At 68.4% G+C, this 17,086-nt stretch carries 14 protein-coding genes; 9 read left to right on the top strand and 5 right to left on the bottom strand.

The window, feature by feature from the left end; genetic code table 11:
* The first annotated feature begins 2 nt into the window (after positions 1–2).
* The 7 genes from EK403_RS11060 (at position 3) to EK403_RS11030 (ending at position 8,000) form a co-directional block, all read left to right on the top strand.
* Positions 3–215, top strand: coding sequence for a hypothetical protein (locus EK403_RS11060; RefSeq protein ID WP_128777549.1), 213 nt, complete (start codon positions 3–5; stop codon positions 213–215).
* Entirely contained in the window at positions 212–1,078 is an 867-nt protein-coding gene (locus tag EK403_RS11055) for an NADP-dependent methylenetetrahydromethanopterin/methylenetetrahydrofolate dehydrogenase (protein WP_128777548.1), read from the top strand. The genes EK403_RS11060 and EK403_RS11055 overlap by 4 nt, the downstream gene beginning before the upstream one ends.
* Entirely contained in the window at positions 1,078–1,707 is a 630-nt protein-coding gene (gene fchA, locus EK403_RS11050) for a methenyltetrahydrofolate cyclohydrolase (RefSeq protein WP_128777547.1), read from the top strand. Before EK403_RS11055 ends, fchA begins: the two co-directional genes overlap by 1 nt.
* Before the next feature lie 143 nt (positions 1,708–1,850).
* Complete coding sequence (locus tag EK403_RS11045) at positions 1,851–3,032, top strand: malate--CoA ligase subunit beta (protein ID WP_128777546.1); 1,182 nt, start codon at positions 1,851–1,853, stop codon at positions 3,030–3,032.
* A 23-nt stretch (positions 3,033–3,055) separates the two neighbouring features.
* Positions 3,056–3,955 carry a succinate--CoA ligase subunit alpha gene (sucD, locus tag EK403_RS11040; RefSeq protein WP_128777545.1) on the top strand — a complete coding sequence of 300 codons (900 nt, stop codon included), beginning with the start codon at positions 3,056–3,058 and terminating at the stop codon, positions 3,953–3,955.
* A gap of 114 nt (positions 3,956–4,069) precedes the next feature.
* Positions 4,070–6,835 (top strand): phosphoenolpyruvate carboxylase, encoded by a 2,766-nt coding sequence (locus EK403_RS11035; protein ID WP_128777544.1) that lies wholly within the window; start codon positions 4,070–4,072, stop codon positions 6,833–6,835.
* A gap of 187 nt (positions 6,836–7,022) precedes the next feature.
* The gene (locus EK403_RS11030; protein WP_128777543.1) at positions 7,023–8,000 is read left to right on the top strand and encodes an HpcH/HpaI aldolase/citrate lyase family protein; all 978 of its coding nucleotides are present in this window, start codon (positions 7,023–7,025) and stop codon (positions 7,998–8,000) included.
* A 10-nt stretch (positions 8,001–8,010) separates the two neighbouring features.
* Here EK403_RS11030 and EK403_RS11025 read toward each other — a convergent pair whose 3' ends face one another.
* Both EK403_RS11025 and EK403_RS11020 read right to left on the bottom strand, forming a co-directional pair.
* A complete protein-coding gene (locus EK403_RS11025) occupies positions 8,011–9,735 on the bottom strand; it encodes a GGDEF domain-containing protein (RefSeq protein WP_128777542.1) in 1,725 nt (574 codons plus the stop codon).
* Positions 9,736–9,853: 118 nt separating this feature from the next.
* The gene (locus tag EK403_RS11020; RefSeq protein ID WP_128777541.1) at positions 9,854–11,311 is read right to left on the bottom strand and encodes an amino acid permease; all 1,458 of its coding nucleotides are present in this window, start codon (positions 11,309–11,311) and stop codon (positions 9,854–9,856) included.
* Between the two features lie 248 nt (positions 11,312–11,559).
* Here EK403_RS11020 and EK403_RS11015 point away from each other — a divergent pair, with 248 nt between their 5' ends.
* Both EK403_RS11015 and EK403_RS11010 read left to right on the top strand, forming a co-directional pair.
* Positions 11,560–12,939 carry a cytochrome P450 gene (locus tag EK403_RS11015; RefSeq protein WP_128777540.1) on the top strand — a complete coding sequence of 460 codons (1,380 nt, stop codon included), beginning with the start codon at positions 11,560–11,562 and terminating at the stop codon, positions 12,937–12,939.
* Positions 12,940–13,286: 347 nt separating this feature from the next.
* The gene (locus tag EK403_RS11010; protein ID WP_128777539.1) at positions 13,287–15,143 is read left to right on the top strand and encodes a di-heme-cytochrome C peroxidase; all 1,857 of its coding nucleotides are present in this window, start codon (positions 13,287–13,289) and stop codon (positions 15,141–15,143) included.
* Between the two features lie 259 nt (positions 15,144–15,402).
* Here the strand turns inward: EK403_RS11010 and EK403_RS11005 are convergent, their stop codons facing one another.
* The 3 genes from EK403_RS11005 to EK403_RS23110 form a co-directional block, all read right to left on the bottom strand.
* Complete coding sequence (locus EK403_RS11005) at positions 15,403–15,927, bottom strand: L,D-transpeptidase (protein WP_128777538.1); 525 nt, start codon at positions 15,925–15,927, stop codon at positions 15,403–15,405.
* A 190-nt stretch (positions 15,928–16,117) separates the two neighbouring features.
* The gene (locus EK403_RS11000; protein WP_128777537.1) at positions 16,118–16,900 is read right to left on the bottom strand and encodes a type 1 glutamine amidotransferase; all 783 of its coding nucleotides are present in this window, start codon (positions 16,898–16,900) and stop codon (positions 16,118–16,120) included.
* Positions 16,901–16,906: 6 nt separating this feature from the next.
* The coding region (locus EK403_RS23110; protein WP_245479638.1) for a M48 metallopeptidase family protein at positions 16,907–17,086 on the bottom strand (180 nt) is incomplete at its 5' end.

The raw sequence follows: 17,086 nt of genomic DNA, 5'->3' as shown, positions 1-17,086 counted from the left end.
GAATGTCGCGCGGCCCCGGCCAGAGCTTCAGCCTCGACGCGCTGAAGGACGCCTTTCTGAGGAACGTCCCGCCGGACCGCCCGACGGCGGCGCTGTCTCCGTGGAGCCCGGCGAACTCGTCCGCGCTCCAGTTCGGCCGCGCCGCGCCCGCGAGCGACGACATGACCCGAGAAACGCACAAGCCCGCCAGCGAGCGGGCGCAGGGAAGACGATGACCAAGAAGCTGCTTTTCCAGTTCGACACCGACCCGACGCCGAGCGTGTTCGACGTGGTCGTGGGCTATGACGGCGGCGCCGACCACATCACCGGCTATGGCGGCGTGACCCCCGAAAACGTCGGGGCCTATGTCGACGGCACGATCTATACCCGCGGCGGCTCGGAGAAGAAGTCGACCGCGATCTTCGTCGGCGGCGGCGACATGGCGGCGGGCGAAGCGGTCTACGACGCCGTGCAGAAGCGCTTCTTCGGTCCGTTCCGGGTCTCGACCATGCTCGACTCGAACGGCTCGAACACGACCGCAGCGGCAGGCGTCGCGATCGCGGTCAAGGCGGCGGGCGGGAGCGTCAGCGGCAAGCGCGCCGTGATCCTGGCCGGCACCGGCCCGGTCGGCATGCGCTCCGCCGCGATGCTCGGCAAGGAAGGCGCGACCGTCGCGATCGTCGGACGCTCAGCTGACAAGGCCCAGAAGGCCGCGGACAACATCGAGAAGCGCTTCGGCATCAAGGTCGAGGCGATCGAGGCGAAGTCCGCCGAGGACCGGGCCAAGGCGGTCGCGGGCGCGAACCTCGTGTTCTCGGCCGGCGCGATCGGGCTCGAGCTGCTCGCCGAGGACGTCTGGAAAGCCGAGAGCTCGATCGAGATCCTGGTCGACTACAACGCCCAGCCCCCGCTCGGCATCGGCGGTCTCGACGCGATGGACAAGGCCAAGGAGCGCCATGGCAAGCTCGCGATCGGCGCGCTCGGCCTCGGCGGCCTGAAGCTCAAGCTGCACCGCACGCTGATCGGCAAGCTGTTCGAGGCCGCCGACCAGTCGTTCGACGCCGACGAAATCTACGCGCTCGCCAAGGAGATGGCGTGATGGCCGAAGGCCAGCCGCTCGGCGCATTCCTCGACGACCTCGCCTCGGAGCGCTCGACGCCGGGCGGCGGCGGCGCGGCGGCGATCTCCGGCGCGATGGGCGCGGCGCTGGTCTCGATGGTCTGCAACCTGACCATCGGCAAGCCGAAATACGCCGAGGTCGAGGCCGACCTGAAGCAGGTCCTTGAGACATCGGAGAAGCTCCGCGCCGAGCTCACCAGGGCGATCGGCGACGACGTCAAGGCGTTCGACGCGGTGATGGGCGCATACGGTCTGCCGAAGGGCGAGACCGACGAGGAGAAGGCCGCCCGAACCGCCAAGATCCAGGCGGCGCTCAAGGAGGCGACCGACGTGCCGCTCGAATGCGCGCGGCTCTGCGCGCAGGTCGTGAAGCTTTCGGCCGTCACGGCCGACAAGGGCAATGTCAACGTCGTGTCGGACGCGGGCGTCGCCGTGCAATCCGCCTATGCGGGCCTGATGAGCGCGGCGCTCAATGTCCGGGTCAACGCGAAGTCGATCAAGGATCGGGACTTCGCCGACGGACGGCTCCAGGAGCTCGAGACCCTGCTCGCGGATGCGGGCGCGGAGACCGAGCGGACCTATGAGGTCGTGAAAAGCAAGCTCGGCTGACCCGGTTCGGGGCAGTTCGCCGGTTCGGCCGATCCTGGCTTTTACGAAAGTCGGGCGTGACGCACGCATCAGTATATGTAAGAATATCTTTCGATTTCTGAAGAGCGTAGTCAGTAAATCTTAAACACGGAGAGGAGGTCGCGATGGACGTTCACGAGTATCAGGCGAAGGAGCTGCTTTCGGGCTTCGGCGTCGCGGTGCCGAAGGGCGCGGTGGCCTTCAGCCCGGACCAGGCGGTTTATGCTGCGACGGAGCTCGGCGGCTCCTACTGGGCCGTGAAAGCTCAGATCCACGCGGGCGCGCGCGGCAAGGCCGGCGGCATCAAGCTCTGCCGCACCTATAACGAGGTGCGCGACGCCGCCAAGACCATGCTGGGCAAGAAGCTCGTGACCAAGCAGACCGGTCCCGAGGGCAAGCCGGTGCAGCGCGTCTATGTCGAGGTCGCGGACCCCTTTGAGCGCGAGCTCTATCTCGGCTACGTGCTCGACCGGAAGGCCGAACGGGTGCGCGTCATCGCGTCCCAGGAGGGCGGCATGGAGATCGAGGAGATCGCCGACAAGAATCCCGAGGCGCTGATCCAGGTGGTGGTCGAGCCCGCGGTCGGCCTCCAGCAGTTCGAGGCGCGCGAGATCGCATTCAAGCTCGGGCTCAACATCAAGCAGGTCTCGGCCGCGGTGAAGACGATCATGAACGCCTACCGGGCGTTCCGCGACACCGACTGCCAGATGCTCGAGATCAACCCGCTGGTCGTCACCAAGGACGACCGCGTGCTGGCGCTCGACGCCAAGATGTCGTTCGACGACAACGCGCTGTTCCGTCGTCACAACGTCGCGGACATGCACGATCCCTCGCAGTCCGATCCGCGCGAGGCGCAGGCCGCCGAGCACGCCCTCAACTATATCGGTCTCGAGGGCGAAATCGGCTGCATCGTCAACGGCGCGGGGCTCGCCATGGCGACCATGGACATGATCAAGCACGCGGGCGGAAGCCCCGCGAACTTCCTCGACGTCGGCGGCGGGGCGAGCCCCGAGCGCGTCGCGACCGCGTTCAACCTCGTCCTGTCGGACCAGAACGTGAAGGCGATCCTGGTCAACATCTTCGCCGGCATCAATCGCTGCGACTGGGTGGCCCAGGGCGTCGTGCAGGCCGCCAAAGAGGTCGACATGAAGGTCCCGCTGATCGTCCGGCTCGCCGGCACGAATGTCGAGGCCGGCCAGAAGATCCTGAAGGAGAGCGGGCTCGACCTGATCACCGCCGACACCCTGTCGGAAGCCGCCCGGAAAGCCGTCGAGGCCTGCCAGGGCGCCAAGCGGAACGCGGCCTGAGAGCGAGGGAGGGAGACCACGTCATGAGCATTCTGATCGACGAGAAGACCCCGATCATCGTCCAGGGCATCACGGGCGACAAAGGCACCTTCCACGCGAAGGAGATGATCGAATACGGCACCAACGTCGTGGGCGGCGTGACGCCGGGCAAGGGCGGCAAGACGCATCTCGGCCTGCCGGTGTTCAACACCGTCAAGGACGCCGTGCGCGAGACCGGCGCCACGACCTCGATCACCTTCGTGGCGCCGCCCTTCGCGGCGGATGCATTGATGGAGGCGGCGGACGCAGGGCTGAAGCTCGTCTGCTCGATCACCGACGGCATCCCGGCGCAGGACATGATGCGCGTGAAACGCTATCTGTTCCGCTATCCGAAGGACAAGCGGACGGTGGTGGTCGGCCCGAACTGCGCCGGCATCATCTCGCCCGGCAAGGCCATGCTCGGCATCATGCCCGGCCACATCTACAAGAAGGGCTCGGTCGGCGTGATCTCGCGCTCCGGCACGCTCGGCTACGAGGCGGCCTCGCAGATGAAGGCGCTCGACATTGGCATCTCGACTTCAGTCGGCATCGGCGGCGACCCGATCAACGGCTCGTCATTCCTCGACCACCTCGCGCTGTTCGAGAAGGACCCGGAGACCGAGGCCGTGCTGATCATCGGCGAGATCGGCGGTCCGCAGGAGGCCGAGGCCTCGGCCTGGATCAAGGACAATTTCTCGAAGCCGGTGATCGGTTTCGTGGCCGGGTTGACGGCGCCGAAGGGCCGGCGCATGGGCCATGCGGGCGCGATCATCTCGGCGTCCGGCGACAGCGCCGCCGAGAAGGCCGAGATCATGCGCTCCTTCGGCCTGACGGTGGCGCCGGATCCCGGGTCATTTGGCACGACCGTTGCTGAGGTGCTCAACAGGTCCAGAAAAGCGGCCTGAGATTAAGGGCTTCCATGCAGTCCGGCGCGGCGGTCCCTCCGCCGCGCCTGTCATCGAAGTCCCCGGCGAACGGACGGCCGGACCCGGACCGTCCCCATGCAGTGGAGTCGAGAGATGACGCTGACCGCAGAAGTCCATGCCCCGGTCGTCGACGCGCCGTTCGCGCCGCCCGCGATCACTGGAACCGGTTCCGAGACCGCGACCCAGATCCTGTTTCACGCCCTGCTCGAGATCTGCCGCCGTCACGAGCCGAAGCTCGTCGGCCTGCTCAAGGGCGAGGCCGATATCGGGAGCATGACGCCCGAACTCCTGATCCGGGCTCTCCAGCTCCAGGGGATCTGGTTCAGGCTGCTGTCGATCGTCGAGGAGAACACGGCGATGCGCCGGCGTCGCCACGTCGAGCGCACCCAGGGGCGCGAGGAGGTCGGCGGGACCTTCTCGAAAGTGTTCGCCGAAGCCGCCGCCGCGGGCGTCAAGGCCTCGGAGATCCAGGAGCTCCTCAAGGGCCTGCGGATCCGCCCGACCCTCACGGCGCATCCGACCGAGTCGAAGCGCGTCACCGTGCTCGAGAAGCTGCGCAAAGTTTACCTGCTGCTGCGCGAGCTCGAGCTGCCGCGCTGGACCGAGCGCGAGCGCAACGGCCTGATGGCGGACCTCTCCGACCAGATCGAGCTGATCTTCCTGACGGGCGAGCTGCAGCTCGAGAAGGCGACGGTCGTTCGCGAGGTCTCCTGGGCGCTGCACTTCTTCGACGAATCCCTGTTCGACATGCTGCCCGAGCTGCTGAATTCGCTGGAGTCCTCGCTCGCCGCGCATTATCCGGACGAGAGCTTCGAGGCCCCGGCCTTCTTCCAGTTCGGCTGCTGGGTCGGCGGCGACCGCGACGGCAACCCCTTCGTCACCCATGACGTCACCCGCACCACGCTGAAGCGGAACGCGCGCGCCAGCATGCGGCGCTTCCGTAGCCGGCTCACCGAGCTCGGCAAGTGGCTGTCGATCACCGAGCGGGCGATGCCGACGCCGGTCGCGTTCCGCAAGGAGCTGAAGGCGCGTCTCGACGCCTCCGGCGACGCCGAGGCGATCGCGGCGCGCAATCCGGGCGAGCACTTCCGGCAATATCTGAGCTGCGTGCTCCGCAAGCTCGACGCCACGATCGAGCGCAACAAGGAGGAGCCGGCGGCGCCCGTCACGCCGCATTATTCCGACGCCGACGAGCTGATCGGCGACCTCAAGGCGCTCGAGCGCGGGCTGATCGAGGCGAACTGCCGCTCGCTTGCAGTCAACCAGGTCCGGCCGGTGCGGCGCATGGTCGAGCTGTTCCGGTTCTCGACCGTGCATCTCGATCTCCGCGAGAACTCGACCCGCACCACCAAGGCGCTGCGCGAGATCTGGGCCTCGGTCGAAGGCGGCGAGCCCGACGACGCCCCCGAGCTCGATTCGCCCGAATGGCGCGCCTGGCTGACCGCCGAACTGTCGAAGCCCCGGACGAAGCTGCGCGACCTGCCGAAGCTCTCCGAGGAAAGCCGCGAGACCCTCGCGACCTTCGCGCTGGTCGCCGAGATGCGCGCCGAGCTCGACCGCGAGGCGGTCGGCGCCTTCATCCTGTCGATGACGCGCTCGGTGAACGACATTCTGGGCGCCTACCTGCTGGCCAAGGAGGCGCGGATCTATCTCGACTCGCCGGGCGTCGAGATCTGCCAACTGCCGATCGTCCCGCTGTTCGAGACCATCGAGGATTTGCGGGCCGCTCCGTCGATCATGAAGGAGCTGCTGTCGATCCCGCTGGTCCGCCGCTCGGTCCGATGGCAGGGCGGCTTCCAGGAGGTGATGGTCGGCTATTCGGACAGCAACAAGGATGGCGGCTATCTCGCCTCCAACTGGGAGCTCTACAAGGCGCAGGCCAAGCTCACCGAGATCGGCGAGCAGGCCGGCCTGCCGATCGCCTTCTTCCACGGCCGGGGCGGATCGGTCTCGCGCGGCGGAGCGCCGACCGCGCGCGCCGTCGAGGCTCTGCCGCCGGGCTCCATCAACCGCCAGTACCGGGTGACGGATCAGGGCGAGGTCGTTTCGTTCAAATACGCCAACCGCGGCACTGCGGCCTACCAGATGGAGCTGACCGCGGCCTCGGTGATGGCGCACGCGCTCAATTCGAACCGCTCGTCCTCGGCCTCCCGATCTGAGTTCGACGACGCCATGGAGGCGCTGTCTGGGGCTTCGCGGGCGGTCTACACGCAGCTCCTGAACCACCCGGGCCTGGTCGATTATTTCCAGAGCGCGAGCCCGCTCGACGAGCTCGCGCTGCTCAACATCGGCTCGCGGCCGGCCCGGCGGTTCGGCGCGCGCACGCTCTCGGACCTGCGCGCCATTCCGTGGGTGTTCGCATGGGCGCAGAACCGGCACATCATCACCGGGTGGTACGGCATCGGCTCCGGCCTCAAGAACTTCATCGACGTGCGCGGCGAGCCCGGCGAGCACCTCCTGAAGCGCATGTTCGAGCACTCGAAGCCGTTCCGGCTGATCCTCGACGAGGTCGAGAAGACGCTCCGGATGGTCGATCTCTCGATCGCCCGCGAGTATTCCACGCTCTGCCCCGACGAGGCGGCGCGTGAGGAGATCTTCCGGATGATCGAGGCCGAATACGCGCTGACCTGCGAGATGTGCCTGCAGGTCTCGGGCGGCGGCGAGATCGCGTTCCGCTACCCGGCCTTCCGCGAGCGGCTGGAGGAGCGCCTGCCGGTCATCAACCAGGTGAGCCGCGAGCAGGTCGAACTGCTGCGCCGCTTCCGCTCCGAGACCGACGAGTTCAAGCGCGACGAGGTCAAGTCGGCGCTGCTCCTGTCCATCAACTGCATCGCCGTCGGCTTCGGCGCGACGGGGTGAGCGCTCGATGACTGCGCCGACGCGCTGCGTGCTTCGAGACGCCGACCTGCGGTCGGCTCCTCGGCATGAGGAATGTCGTGCTTGGCGCCCTCTGCCTCCTCATGCTGAGGAGGCCGGGAGGGCCGTCTCGAAGCACGCAGAACATCGCCCCAAACGAGTTTGAGAACCGTCCGAGGAGGAAACGAAAATGAGCTTCACCCTGATCCAGCAGGCCACGCCGCGCCTGCATCGCTCCGAGCTCGCCGTGCCGGGCTCCAACCCGACCTTCATGGAGAAGTCGGCCAAGTCGGCCGCCGACGTCATCTTCCTCGACCTCGAGGACGCCGTCGCTCCCGACGACAAGGAGCAGGCGCGGAAAAACATCGTCCAGGCGCTGAATGACATCGACTGGGGTAACAAGACCATGATGATCCGCATCAACGGTCTCGACACCCACTACATGTATCGCGACGTCATCGACATCGTCGAGAAGTGCCCGCGCCTCGACATGATCCTGATCCCGAAGGTCGGCGTCCCGGCCGACGTCTACGCCGTCGACATGCTGACGACGCAGGTCGAGCAGTCGATCAAGCGCGAGAAGAAGATCGGCTTCGAGGTGCTGATCGAGACCGCGCTTGGCATGGCCAATGTCGAGGCGATCGCGACCTCGTCCAAGCGCCTCGAGGCGATGTCGTTCGGCGTCGCGGACTACGCCGCCTCCTGCCGGACCCGTTCGACCGTCATCGGCGGCGTGAACCCGGACTATTCGGTGCTCACCGACAAGGACGAGGCCGGCAACCGCGAGACCCACTGGCAGGACCCGTGGCTGTTCGCCCAGCAGCGCATGCTCGTCGCCTGCCGCGCCTATGGCCTGCGGCCGGTCGACGGGCCGTTCGGCGACTTCTCCGACCCGGACGGCTACCTCTCCGCCGCCCGCCGCTGCGCCGCCGCGGGCTATGAGGGCAAGTGGGCCATCCATCCGAGCCAGATCGAGCTCGCCAACGACGTCTTCACGCCGTCCGAAGCGGAGGTGACGAAGGCCCGCCGCATTCTCGAAGCGATGGAAGAGGCCGCCAAGGCCGGCAAGGGCGCGGTGTCGCTCGACGGCCGCCTGATCGACATCGCGTCGATCCGCATGGCCGAGGCGCTGATCAACAAGGCCGACGCGATGAAGCAGGCGGCCTGAACCGCCGCCTTCAGACGAAGCGCGACCCGCCCTTGCCGATCATCAGAGGGGTGGAGCGCCGTCCGGCGGCGGGCCTCAGCTCGCCGTCGTCGTCCACGACGAGAAGCTGGGCCGAGGCGGCGCGCGAGCAATGTTTCGCGCGCCCCGTCGACTTCGCCTCGTAGAGCGCCTCGTCGGCGAGCGCGATCAGCTGGTCCGGGGCGGGCGCCGCCGAGCCGCCCGGCGCGGCCGTGGCGCCGCCGACGCTAACCGATACGCGCCGCGAGGCCGATCCCCGATGCGGGAGACCGAGCTCCTCGACGGTCTCAAGGATCTTCTGCGCCACGACCGCCGCGCCCTCGTCGCCGGTGCCGGGCAGGATCACCGCGAACTCCTCGCCGCCATAGCGCGCGGCGAGGTCGCCCGGGCGGCTCGCGCAGGCCCTCAGCAGCTCCGCGATCCGCTTCAGGCAGTCGTCGCCGGCGAGATGGCCGTAGGCGTCGTTGAACGCCTTGAAGTGATCGACGTCGACCAGCAGCAGAGACAGCGGCTGGCCGGAGCGCTGGCCGCGTCGGCACTCGGCCGCGAGCGCCTCGTCGAAGCGGCGCCGGTTGGCGAGTTTGGTCAGTCCGTCTTCATTGGCGAGGGCGGCGAGTTGGCGGCTGCTGCTTTCGAGCCGCGCCGCCATGTGATTGAGGGTGCGCGACAGCGTCAGCACTTCGGTGGGCAGCAGACCCGACATGAAGGTCTTGGCCGACAGATCGCCGCGGCCGATGCGTTCCGCGGCGGCGGTCAGCCGGGCCATCGGCTCGGCGAGCGTCCAATGCCCGAGCGTCGCCGCCGCGACGATCGCGAGCGCCGCGGCGCCGAAGGCGAGCGCGAAGCTTGCGATCGTCTCGCGTTCGGCCGCCGAAAGGATGACCTCGCGGTCAGCCGTCGTCACCACCGCAAACTGGGCGAGCGGCGAGCTGGCGAGCGGCTCGTACGCGGTGAGCTCGGCCCTTCCGCCGAGCCCTGGAGCAGACAGAGCCCCGCCCTGCGGCGCGGCGCGGATAGCGGCCATCAGCGGGTGGTCCGAGAAGGTCTTGCCGGCGAAGGCCTGGCCGCCGCCAGTGCCGGCGACGACCGATCCGGCCTTGGCGTCCACCACCATCATCGAGCGGCCGACGCTCTCGTCGAAGCGGCCGGCCAGCGAGGCGAAGCCCGAAAGGTCGATGCTCGCGAACACGATCGCAGCGCCCTCGGGCGTCTGGTCGAGCAGGCGGCGCGCGGTGATGATGGTGAGCTTCTTGGAGACCTTGCCCACCACCATGCGGCTGAGGACCAGGTCCGTGGGCGTCGCGGCCAGCGTCGTCCTGAGCAAGTCGCCATCGCCGAAGCGCTGCTGGCGGCGCAGGACATTGTGGCAGACGATCATGCCGTCGGCCCGCACCACTCCAACGGTCATGAACTGGTGATTGCGCGCCGCAAGGCGCGCCAGCAGGTCGCCGCATTCCGGCGCGCCACGGGCGCTGACCTGTGGCAGCGTCTGCAAGGTCGAAAGCAGCTGGCCGGCGTCGCGGAAGATCTGCGCCTGGCGGGCGGCGGTCAGCTTGGCGTAGTCGGACAGCTCGATCGCCGCGGATTCGAGCGCGCGCTTCCGGTCGTCCAGCATGTCGGCCGTCATCAGGCCGAACAGTGGCAGCACCGACCCCAGCACCATCAGGATGAGGCGCGTTCTGATCGACCGGAAAGGAAGCTTGAGCCTTTCGGACAACGCGTTGGCCCTGCCGCTATGATTGATAGACAACGAAGCTCAACGCGAAAGGCTACGTTATCCCCCCGCAGTTTCGGGCGATGGCGTTAAGAGAGCGTGTGTTCTGCAGGCCGGTCCTTCAGGCCGCCTCCTGCTGCGCCAGCGAGCGTTTGCGGCCATAGAAGAAATAGATGACGACGCCGACCGCCATCCAGACGACGAGCCGCGCCCAAGTGTCGAAGGGCAGGCCGGCCATCAGGGTCAGGCACATCAGGATGCCGAGGATCGGGATCACCGGCACGCCCGGAACGCGGAACGGCCGATGGACGTCGGCGTCGCTCTTGCGGAGATAGAGCACCGCGGCGCAGACCAGCACGAATGCGAACAGCGTGCCGATCGACACCATCTCGCCGAGCAGCCCGATCGGGACGGCGCCCGCGAGCAGCGCCACGCAGAAGCCGATCAGCATCTGGCTGAGATAGGGCGTGCCGAAGCGCGGATGGACGCGCGAGAACAGCTGCGGCAGCAGCCCGTCCTTCGAGATGGTGAAGAAGATCCGGCTCTGGCCGTAGAGCAGCACAAGGATCACGGTGGTGATGCCGGTCAGCGCGCCGATCTTGATGACGGCCGAGAACCAGCCCATGCCGATGGCGTCGACGCCCTTGGCGATCGGGTCGGCGACGTTGAGGTCCTTATAGGGCACGAGGCCGGTGAGCACCGCCGCGACCGCGACGTAGAGCGCGGTGCAGAGCAGCAGCGAGCCCAGGATGCCGATCGGCATGTCGCGCTGCGGAAGCTTGGCCTCCTGCGCCGCGGTCGAGACCGCGTCGAAGCCGATATAGGCGAAGAACACCACCGCCGCGCCGCGCAGCACGCCGCTCCAGCCATATTCGCCGAACGCGCCGGTGTTCTCCGGCACCAGCGGCGCCCATTTCGACGTGTCGACATACCACATGCCGATCAGGATGAAGCTCAGGACGACAGCGAGCTTGATCATCACCATGACGTTGTTGACGCGCGCGGACTCGCGCGTGCCGCGGACGAGCATGAAGGTCAGCGCGAGGACGATGAAGGCCGCGGGGACGTTGAAGATCGCGTGGGTCTCCGTCCCGTCGGCGAGCTTCACCACCGTTCCGGTCGCGGCTGTCAGCGCCGGCGGCAGGTGGATGCCGACATCGGCCAGGAGGCTCACCGCGTAGCCCGACCAGCCGACCGAGGCGGTGGCCGCGCCCATCGCATATTCGAGCACCAGGTCCCAGCCGATCACCCAGGCCGCGAACTCGCCGAGGGTCGCGTAGGTGTAGGTGTAGCTCGAGCCGGCGACCGGGATCATGGCGGCGAGCTCGGAATAGCAGAGCCCGACGAACACGCAGGCGAGGCCAGCGATCACGAAGGACAGCATGATGCCCGGCCCGGCATACTGCGCCGCCGCCGTCCCGGTCAGGACGAAGATGCCGGCGCCGATGATCCCGCCGACGCCGATCGCCGTGATCGAGAACCAGCCGAGCGACTTGTTGAGCGCGTGCTCGCCGTCCTCGGAACCGGACCGAGCGATGGCGTCGAGCGATTTGCGGACCATCAGCGTCGACGCGGACATGTGGGGTTCTCCGAGGGACCTCCGAGGGACATAGGGCGTACGCGCCGTCCGTCGTCAGTCGGGTCCCGGATCACGACGCAAGTCCGGCGCCATGGGGTCGGCTTCGACCCGTCAGACCCCGGCGCCGCTCCGTCCCCTTTCGCAGGGGAGGGAGACCCACGCTCTGTTGGGCGCCGTCCTCGGGTGACGCTTGTCGCGGCCGCCGCGCGGTCCTTATCTCCAATGGACGCCCATCGGAGACCGACGCGATGACCTACGCCGGGACCATCGTCTCCCGCGGCCGCGCGCCGGCCCCCTTCCCGAGAAGCCGGCCGCTCAACCGGCTCGGCGTGGTGATGGCGCTGAGGCGCAATCCGCTCGCGATCTGGACCGAGCGCCATTTCACCGAGCGGGCGCTGGCCGGCGAGGGGCTGCGTGGCTACGGCGTCTTCCTCGCCGATCCTGAGGGCATCCGCCGCGTGCTGGTCGAGAACGCCGCCAACTACCCGAAGGACGATCTGCAGCGGAAGATCCTGGCGCCGGGGCTCGGACAGGGGCTGCTGGTCGCCGAGGGCGAGCTCTGGCGGCGCACCCGCCGCATCCTCGCGCCGGTCTTCACGCCCCGCCGGGTCGCGGCGCAGGCCTCGGCCATGCAGGGGGCGGCCGAGGCCATCGCGGCGCGCCTCGCGCGCATGCGGCCCGGCCGGATCGTCGACGCGGCCGAGGAGATGACGCGCGCGACCTACGACGTGCTCAAGGTCACGCTGTTCTCGAACGGGCTCGCGGGCGACGCCGCCTCGTTCTCGCAGGCGCTCACCCGCTATTTCAACACGCAAGGCGTGATCGACCCGCTCGACCTGTTCGACGCCCCCGCCTTTCTGCCGCGGATCGGCACGCTCCGCTCGCGGCCGGCGCTGCGCTTCTTCGAGGAGCGCGTGGCGGCGATCGTCGCCGAGCGCCGCGCGCTGATCGAGGCCGGCACGGAGCCGCCCGACGATTTGCTCACCGCGCTGCTGAAGGCCCGCGACGCCGAGACCGGGATGGGCCTTACGGAGCGCGAGGTCGGGGCCAACATCGTGACCTTCATCGGCGCGGGCCACGAGACCACGGCGAACGCGCTGACCTGGAGCCTCTATTTGCTGTCGACCGCGCCGGACGTACGCGACGCCGTCGAGGCGGAGGCCGAGGCGGCGGCGGGATCGGCGTTCGACCTCGCGGCCTTCCCCGTGGCCCGCGCCGTGGTCGAGGAGGCGATGCGGCTCTATCCGCCGGTCGCGCTGCTGTCGCGGCAGGCCGTCGCGGACGACGTCGCGGCCGGCGTCCGGATCCCGGCGGGCGCGACCGTCGCGATCTCGCCCTGGGTCCTGCACCGCCATCGCGCGCTCTGGTCCGCGCCCGACGAGTTCCGGCCCGAGCGCTTCCTGCCCGGCGCGCGGGACGCGATCGACCGCTTCGCCTATCTGCCCTTCGGAGTCGGACCGCGGGTCTGCATCGGACTGGGCTTTGCGCTTCAGGAGGCGGTGATCCTGCTTTCCGCGCTCTCCCGCCGCGTCCGCCTCGACCATGCGGGCGAGGTTCCGCCCGAGCCCGTCCAGCGCATCACGCTCAGACCGAAGGGCGGCATGCCCGTGCGCCTGTCGCGCCGATAGAGCTCCACGGACGAGGCTGACGCTGCATCGACGTATTGCGTGCTTCGAGACGCCGTCCTGGCGGACGGCTCCTCAGCATGAGGAGGTGTGTATTTGGCGTCCTGAACGCTCCTCATGCTGAGGAGCCCGCCATCGGTGGGCGTCTCGAAGCACGCAGAGCCGTCGGCCGAGGGTGATCACGATGAGATTTCCGAGTCGGCAGATAGGGCGGCGCGCGAATTTCCCATTTTAGGTCAAGCAAAGTAATCGGTCGATAAGTTCCCTTCCAAGTCTGGAGCGCTTCTGAAAAACCGCTTCAGACCATCATCGCCTCTGCTATCTTTCGCCCTGACTTCGGGGAGGCGGTGATGGGATACTGGCGGAGGATCGCGGCGGTCGGCGCCGCGCTTGTTTCGGCGGCGGTCCTTTCGGCCGCGGGCGTCCGGTCCGAGATCGTCAAGCTCGACCAGGGCTGGAGCGACGACGATCGCATGCGCTGGGCCGAGGCCTCGCAGGGCTCGCGCCTCATTCCGCTCGCCTGGCTGAAGGCGCTCGAACAGGCGGGCTCCGAGAAACCGTTCCTCGACGACGCCTTCGTCGAGGAGCTCCGCTATTTGCCGCGCATCACTTCGGCCGGCGAGCGCCTGCCCCTCGGTTTCGCGGTCGACGTTTCGGACGACGAGGCGCTCACGCTGACGCGGCTCCGCTGGAAGACCGGCCAGGGCTCGCGCGAGCCGTGGGTGGGGCTTAACTGCTCGGCCTGCCACACCGCCGAGATCACTTACGAGGGCAAGCGCGTCCGCATCGACGGCGGCCCCACGATCGCCGACTTCCAGCGGCTGATGGAGACGCTGCTCGAGGCCCTCAAGGCGACCTCCACCGAGCAATCCAAATGGGACCGGTTCGCGGCCAAGGTCTTGGGGACGGACGACAACCCGACCAACCGGACGAAGCTCCGCGGCGCGTTCTCCCAGCTCGTCGACTGGCAGCAGACCGTCGAGGCGATGAACGAGACGCCGCTGCGCTACGGCTATGCGCGGCTCGACGCCTTCGGCCACATCTTCAACCGCGTGGCGCTGGCGGCCGGCTCCCCGACCCAGGGGCCGAACCCCTCGGACGCGCCGGTCAGCTACCCGTTCCTGTGGAACGTGCCGCAGCATGAGCGCGTGCAGTGGAACGCCATCGCGCCCAACAAGCCGTTCAATTCCCCGCTCGGCGACGGCGTGTTCGACGTCGGCGCGCTTGGCCGCAACGCCGGCGAGGTGATCGGCGTGTTCGGCGACCTGGTGATGAGGCCTTCGCCCGGCCTCGGCGGCTATGTGTCGAGCGTCGACGTCGAGAACCTGGTCTCTCTCGAGCGCCAGCTCGAACGGCTGCTGCCGCCGGCCTGGCCGGAGGCGATGTTCGGGCCGCTCGACGCCGGCCTCGTGGAGCAGGGGCGCAGCCTGTTCCTCGGCAGATGCGCGTCCTGCCACCAGCCGCTCGCGCGGACCGACCTCACGACCCGGATCCCGGCCAAGATGAGCCTGTTCAGCGACCCGCGGAACCCGCCCGGCACCGACCCGTGGATGGCCTGCAACGCGTACAGCTACACGGCGGAGACCGGCGTCATGCAGGGCCTGCCGAAATCCTATTTCGGCGGCCTCTCCAGCGACGGCGCCTTCGAGGAGGAGGCGCCGCTCTCCGACATGCTGGCCGCCGCGGTCGCGGGCGTGCTGGTCGGCAAGAAGGGCGACGTGGTGAAGAGCGCCTCGCTCGCCTTCTTCAGCGTCGACCGGCCGCCCGTGATCGCCTGGAGCGCCCCGAAGGGCCTGCAGGTCGATCGCGGCGCGCTCGTCGCCGCCGTCCGCTCGCCCGAAAAGCAACGCCGGCTCGACCGCTGCATGACGCGGCCGAGCCAGGCGCTCGGCTACAAGGCGCGGCCGCTCACCGGCATCTGGGCGACCGCTCCCTATCTCCATAACGGCTCGGTCGCGACGCTGTGGGACCTGCTCCTGCCGCCGGCCGAGCGTCCCAAGACCTTCTATGTCGGCGCGCGCGAATACGATCCGAAATTCGTCGGCTACCGGGCCGAGAAGTCGGCCGAGAACAGCTTCGCGTTCAATGTCTTCGACCAGTTCGGCCGGCCGATCGACGGCAATTCGAACCTCGGCCACGACTATGACAACACCGGCTTCACGGACGCCGAGCGCATGGCGCTGATCGAATACCTGAAGTCGCTGTGAGCCGGCGCACGGGGTTCGAGCGCCTATTGCGCCGTCATTCCGGGCTTGTCCCGGAATCATTATCGTCGCGTGAGCAAATGCGTGCCGCGCTCGCGACAATGGATGCCGGCGCTCCGCGGGCCAATGCTGAGCCGGCGGAGCTGTCGCCACGGCGCGATTCCGTCAAGACGAAGCGTCATCGCCGGGCTTGACCCGGCGATCCATCTCTTTGCGAAAGGGCGATGGACGCCCGGGTCAAGCCCGGGCATGACGGCGGCGCCTAAGGCACCACCACCACCCGCGTGCCGACGCTGACATGGCCGTAGAGCTCGAGGATGTCCTCGTTGCGCATGCGGATGCAGCCATAGGACGCATAGGTTCCGATCGAGCGCGGCCGGTTGGTGCCGTGGATCGCGTATTGGTCGCGGTCGAGCAGCAGCGCGCGCGGGCCCATCGGGTTCTTTGGGCTGCCGCCGGCGATTACGTCCGGCAGAAAGGGCTTGTCGCGCTTCACGTCCGCCGGCGGCGACCAGGCCGGACGGACGTATTTTCCGCGGATGCGCGCGGTCCCGAGCCATTGCTTGCCGGGCTTGCCGACCGCCACCCGGTAGCGCAGCACGCCGCCGCCCCAGCCCTTTACGAGGTAGAGCGCACGCTCGGAATTGCTGATGACGATGGTGCCGGCGCCGTATTGGCTGAGGTCGGGCGGCGCCGATCTCCGGGCCTCGGCCCTGGCTCCGCCGAGAAGCAGGGCGAAGACGCAAAGCGCGGCCCGCGCCGCGACGACGGACCGATGCCAGAACATACGCGACACCCTCGAGCAAGCGCTGCCGCCGCATGACCCGGCGCGGCTCGCTTATGTAGAGGATCCAGGTTAAAAGGTGGATTAAGCCGGCTCACGACGCGCCCGACTTCGAATCAACCTTAATGATCTTTCCTGGCCAAGGCGCGAGAGGTCGCGCCAAGCGAAGCGAAGCGGACCGCGACGTCGCCCATCATGCCCGGACTTGATCGGCTTGACCCGGCGATGACGGTTCAGGCTGGCCGGACCCTGTCCTGCTCCCCGCCACGATCTTCGCGAAATTGCCGTCGAGCCGCCGGGCGGTCTCGCGGAAGGTCGGCAGGCGCGGGCTGACGAGGCCGTCGAGCCCCTCGGCGCCGTCCTCGCCCAGCGCCTTGATCAGGCTCGCCCAATATTCCGGTATCCGCCGCCAGTCGGACACCGTCTCGTCGACGATCTCGGAGTGGAACTGCATGCCATAGGCATGGGGGCCGACCCGCATGGCCTGCACGGTGCAGGCGGCGTTGCCCGCGAGCGCGACGCCGCCCTCGGGCAGACGGGTCACCTCGACGCCGTGCCACTGGAAGGTCTCGATCCTGTCCGGAAGCCCCGCGAAGAGCGGGTCTTCGCGGCCAGCATCCGTCAGCTCGACCGGAGCGAGCCCGACCTCCGGACGCGCCATCAGCCTGGCCTCCCCGCCGAGCGCGACTGCGAGCAGCTGGTGGCCGAGGCACACGCCGAGATAGGGCCGCCTCAGCTCCGCCACCCAGCGGCGGATCGCGGCCTTTTCGGGGACGAGCCAGGGATGCTGGTCCTCCTCCCACACGTCCATCGGCCCGCCCATCACGGCGAGCATGTCGAACTCCTCGAGCTGCGGGATCGGCTCGCCGGCGTCGAGCTCAACGGTTGTCCGCTCCAGGCCGCGCTCCGCCCAGAAGTCGCGGAACGAGCCCGGATGCTCGACAGCGAGATGCTGGAAGACGAGGATGCGGGTCATGCCGCCTCAGCCATAGCGGTGGAGCGTCGCGCCGTGGGCCTTGAGCCAGGCCTCCGAGCGCTCGTAGTCGGGCCTCAGCCGCGCGACATGGGCCCAGTAGCGGGCCCCGTGATTCATCTCGAGCCGGTGCGCGATCTCGTGGGCCGCGAGATAGTCGAGCACATGGGCCGGCGCGAGCACGAGGCG

Origin of the sequence: Hansschlegelia zhihuaiae (genome assembly GCF_004103825.1) — a bacterium.
GTDB classification, from domain to species: Bacteria; Pseudomonadota; Alphaproteobacteria; order Rhizobiales; family Methylopilaceae; genus Methylopila; species Methylopila zhihuaiae.
This window is presented reverse-complemented; position numbering and strand designations above follow the sequence as displayed.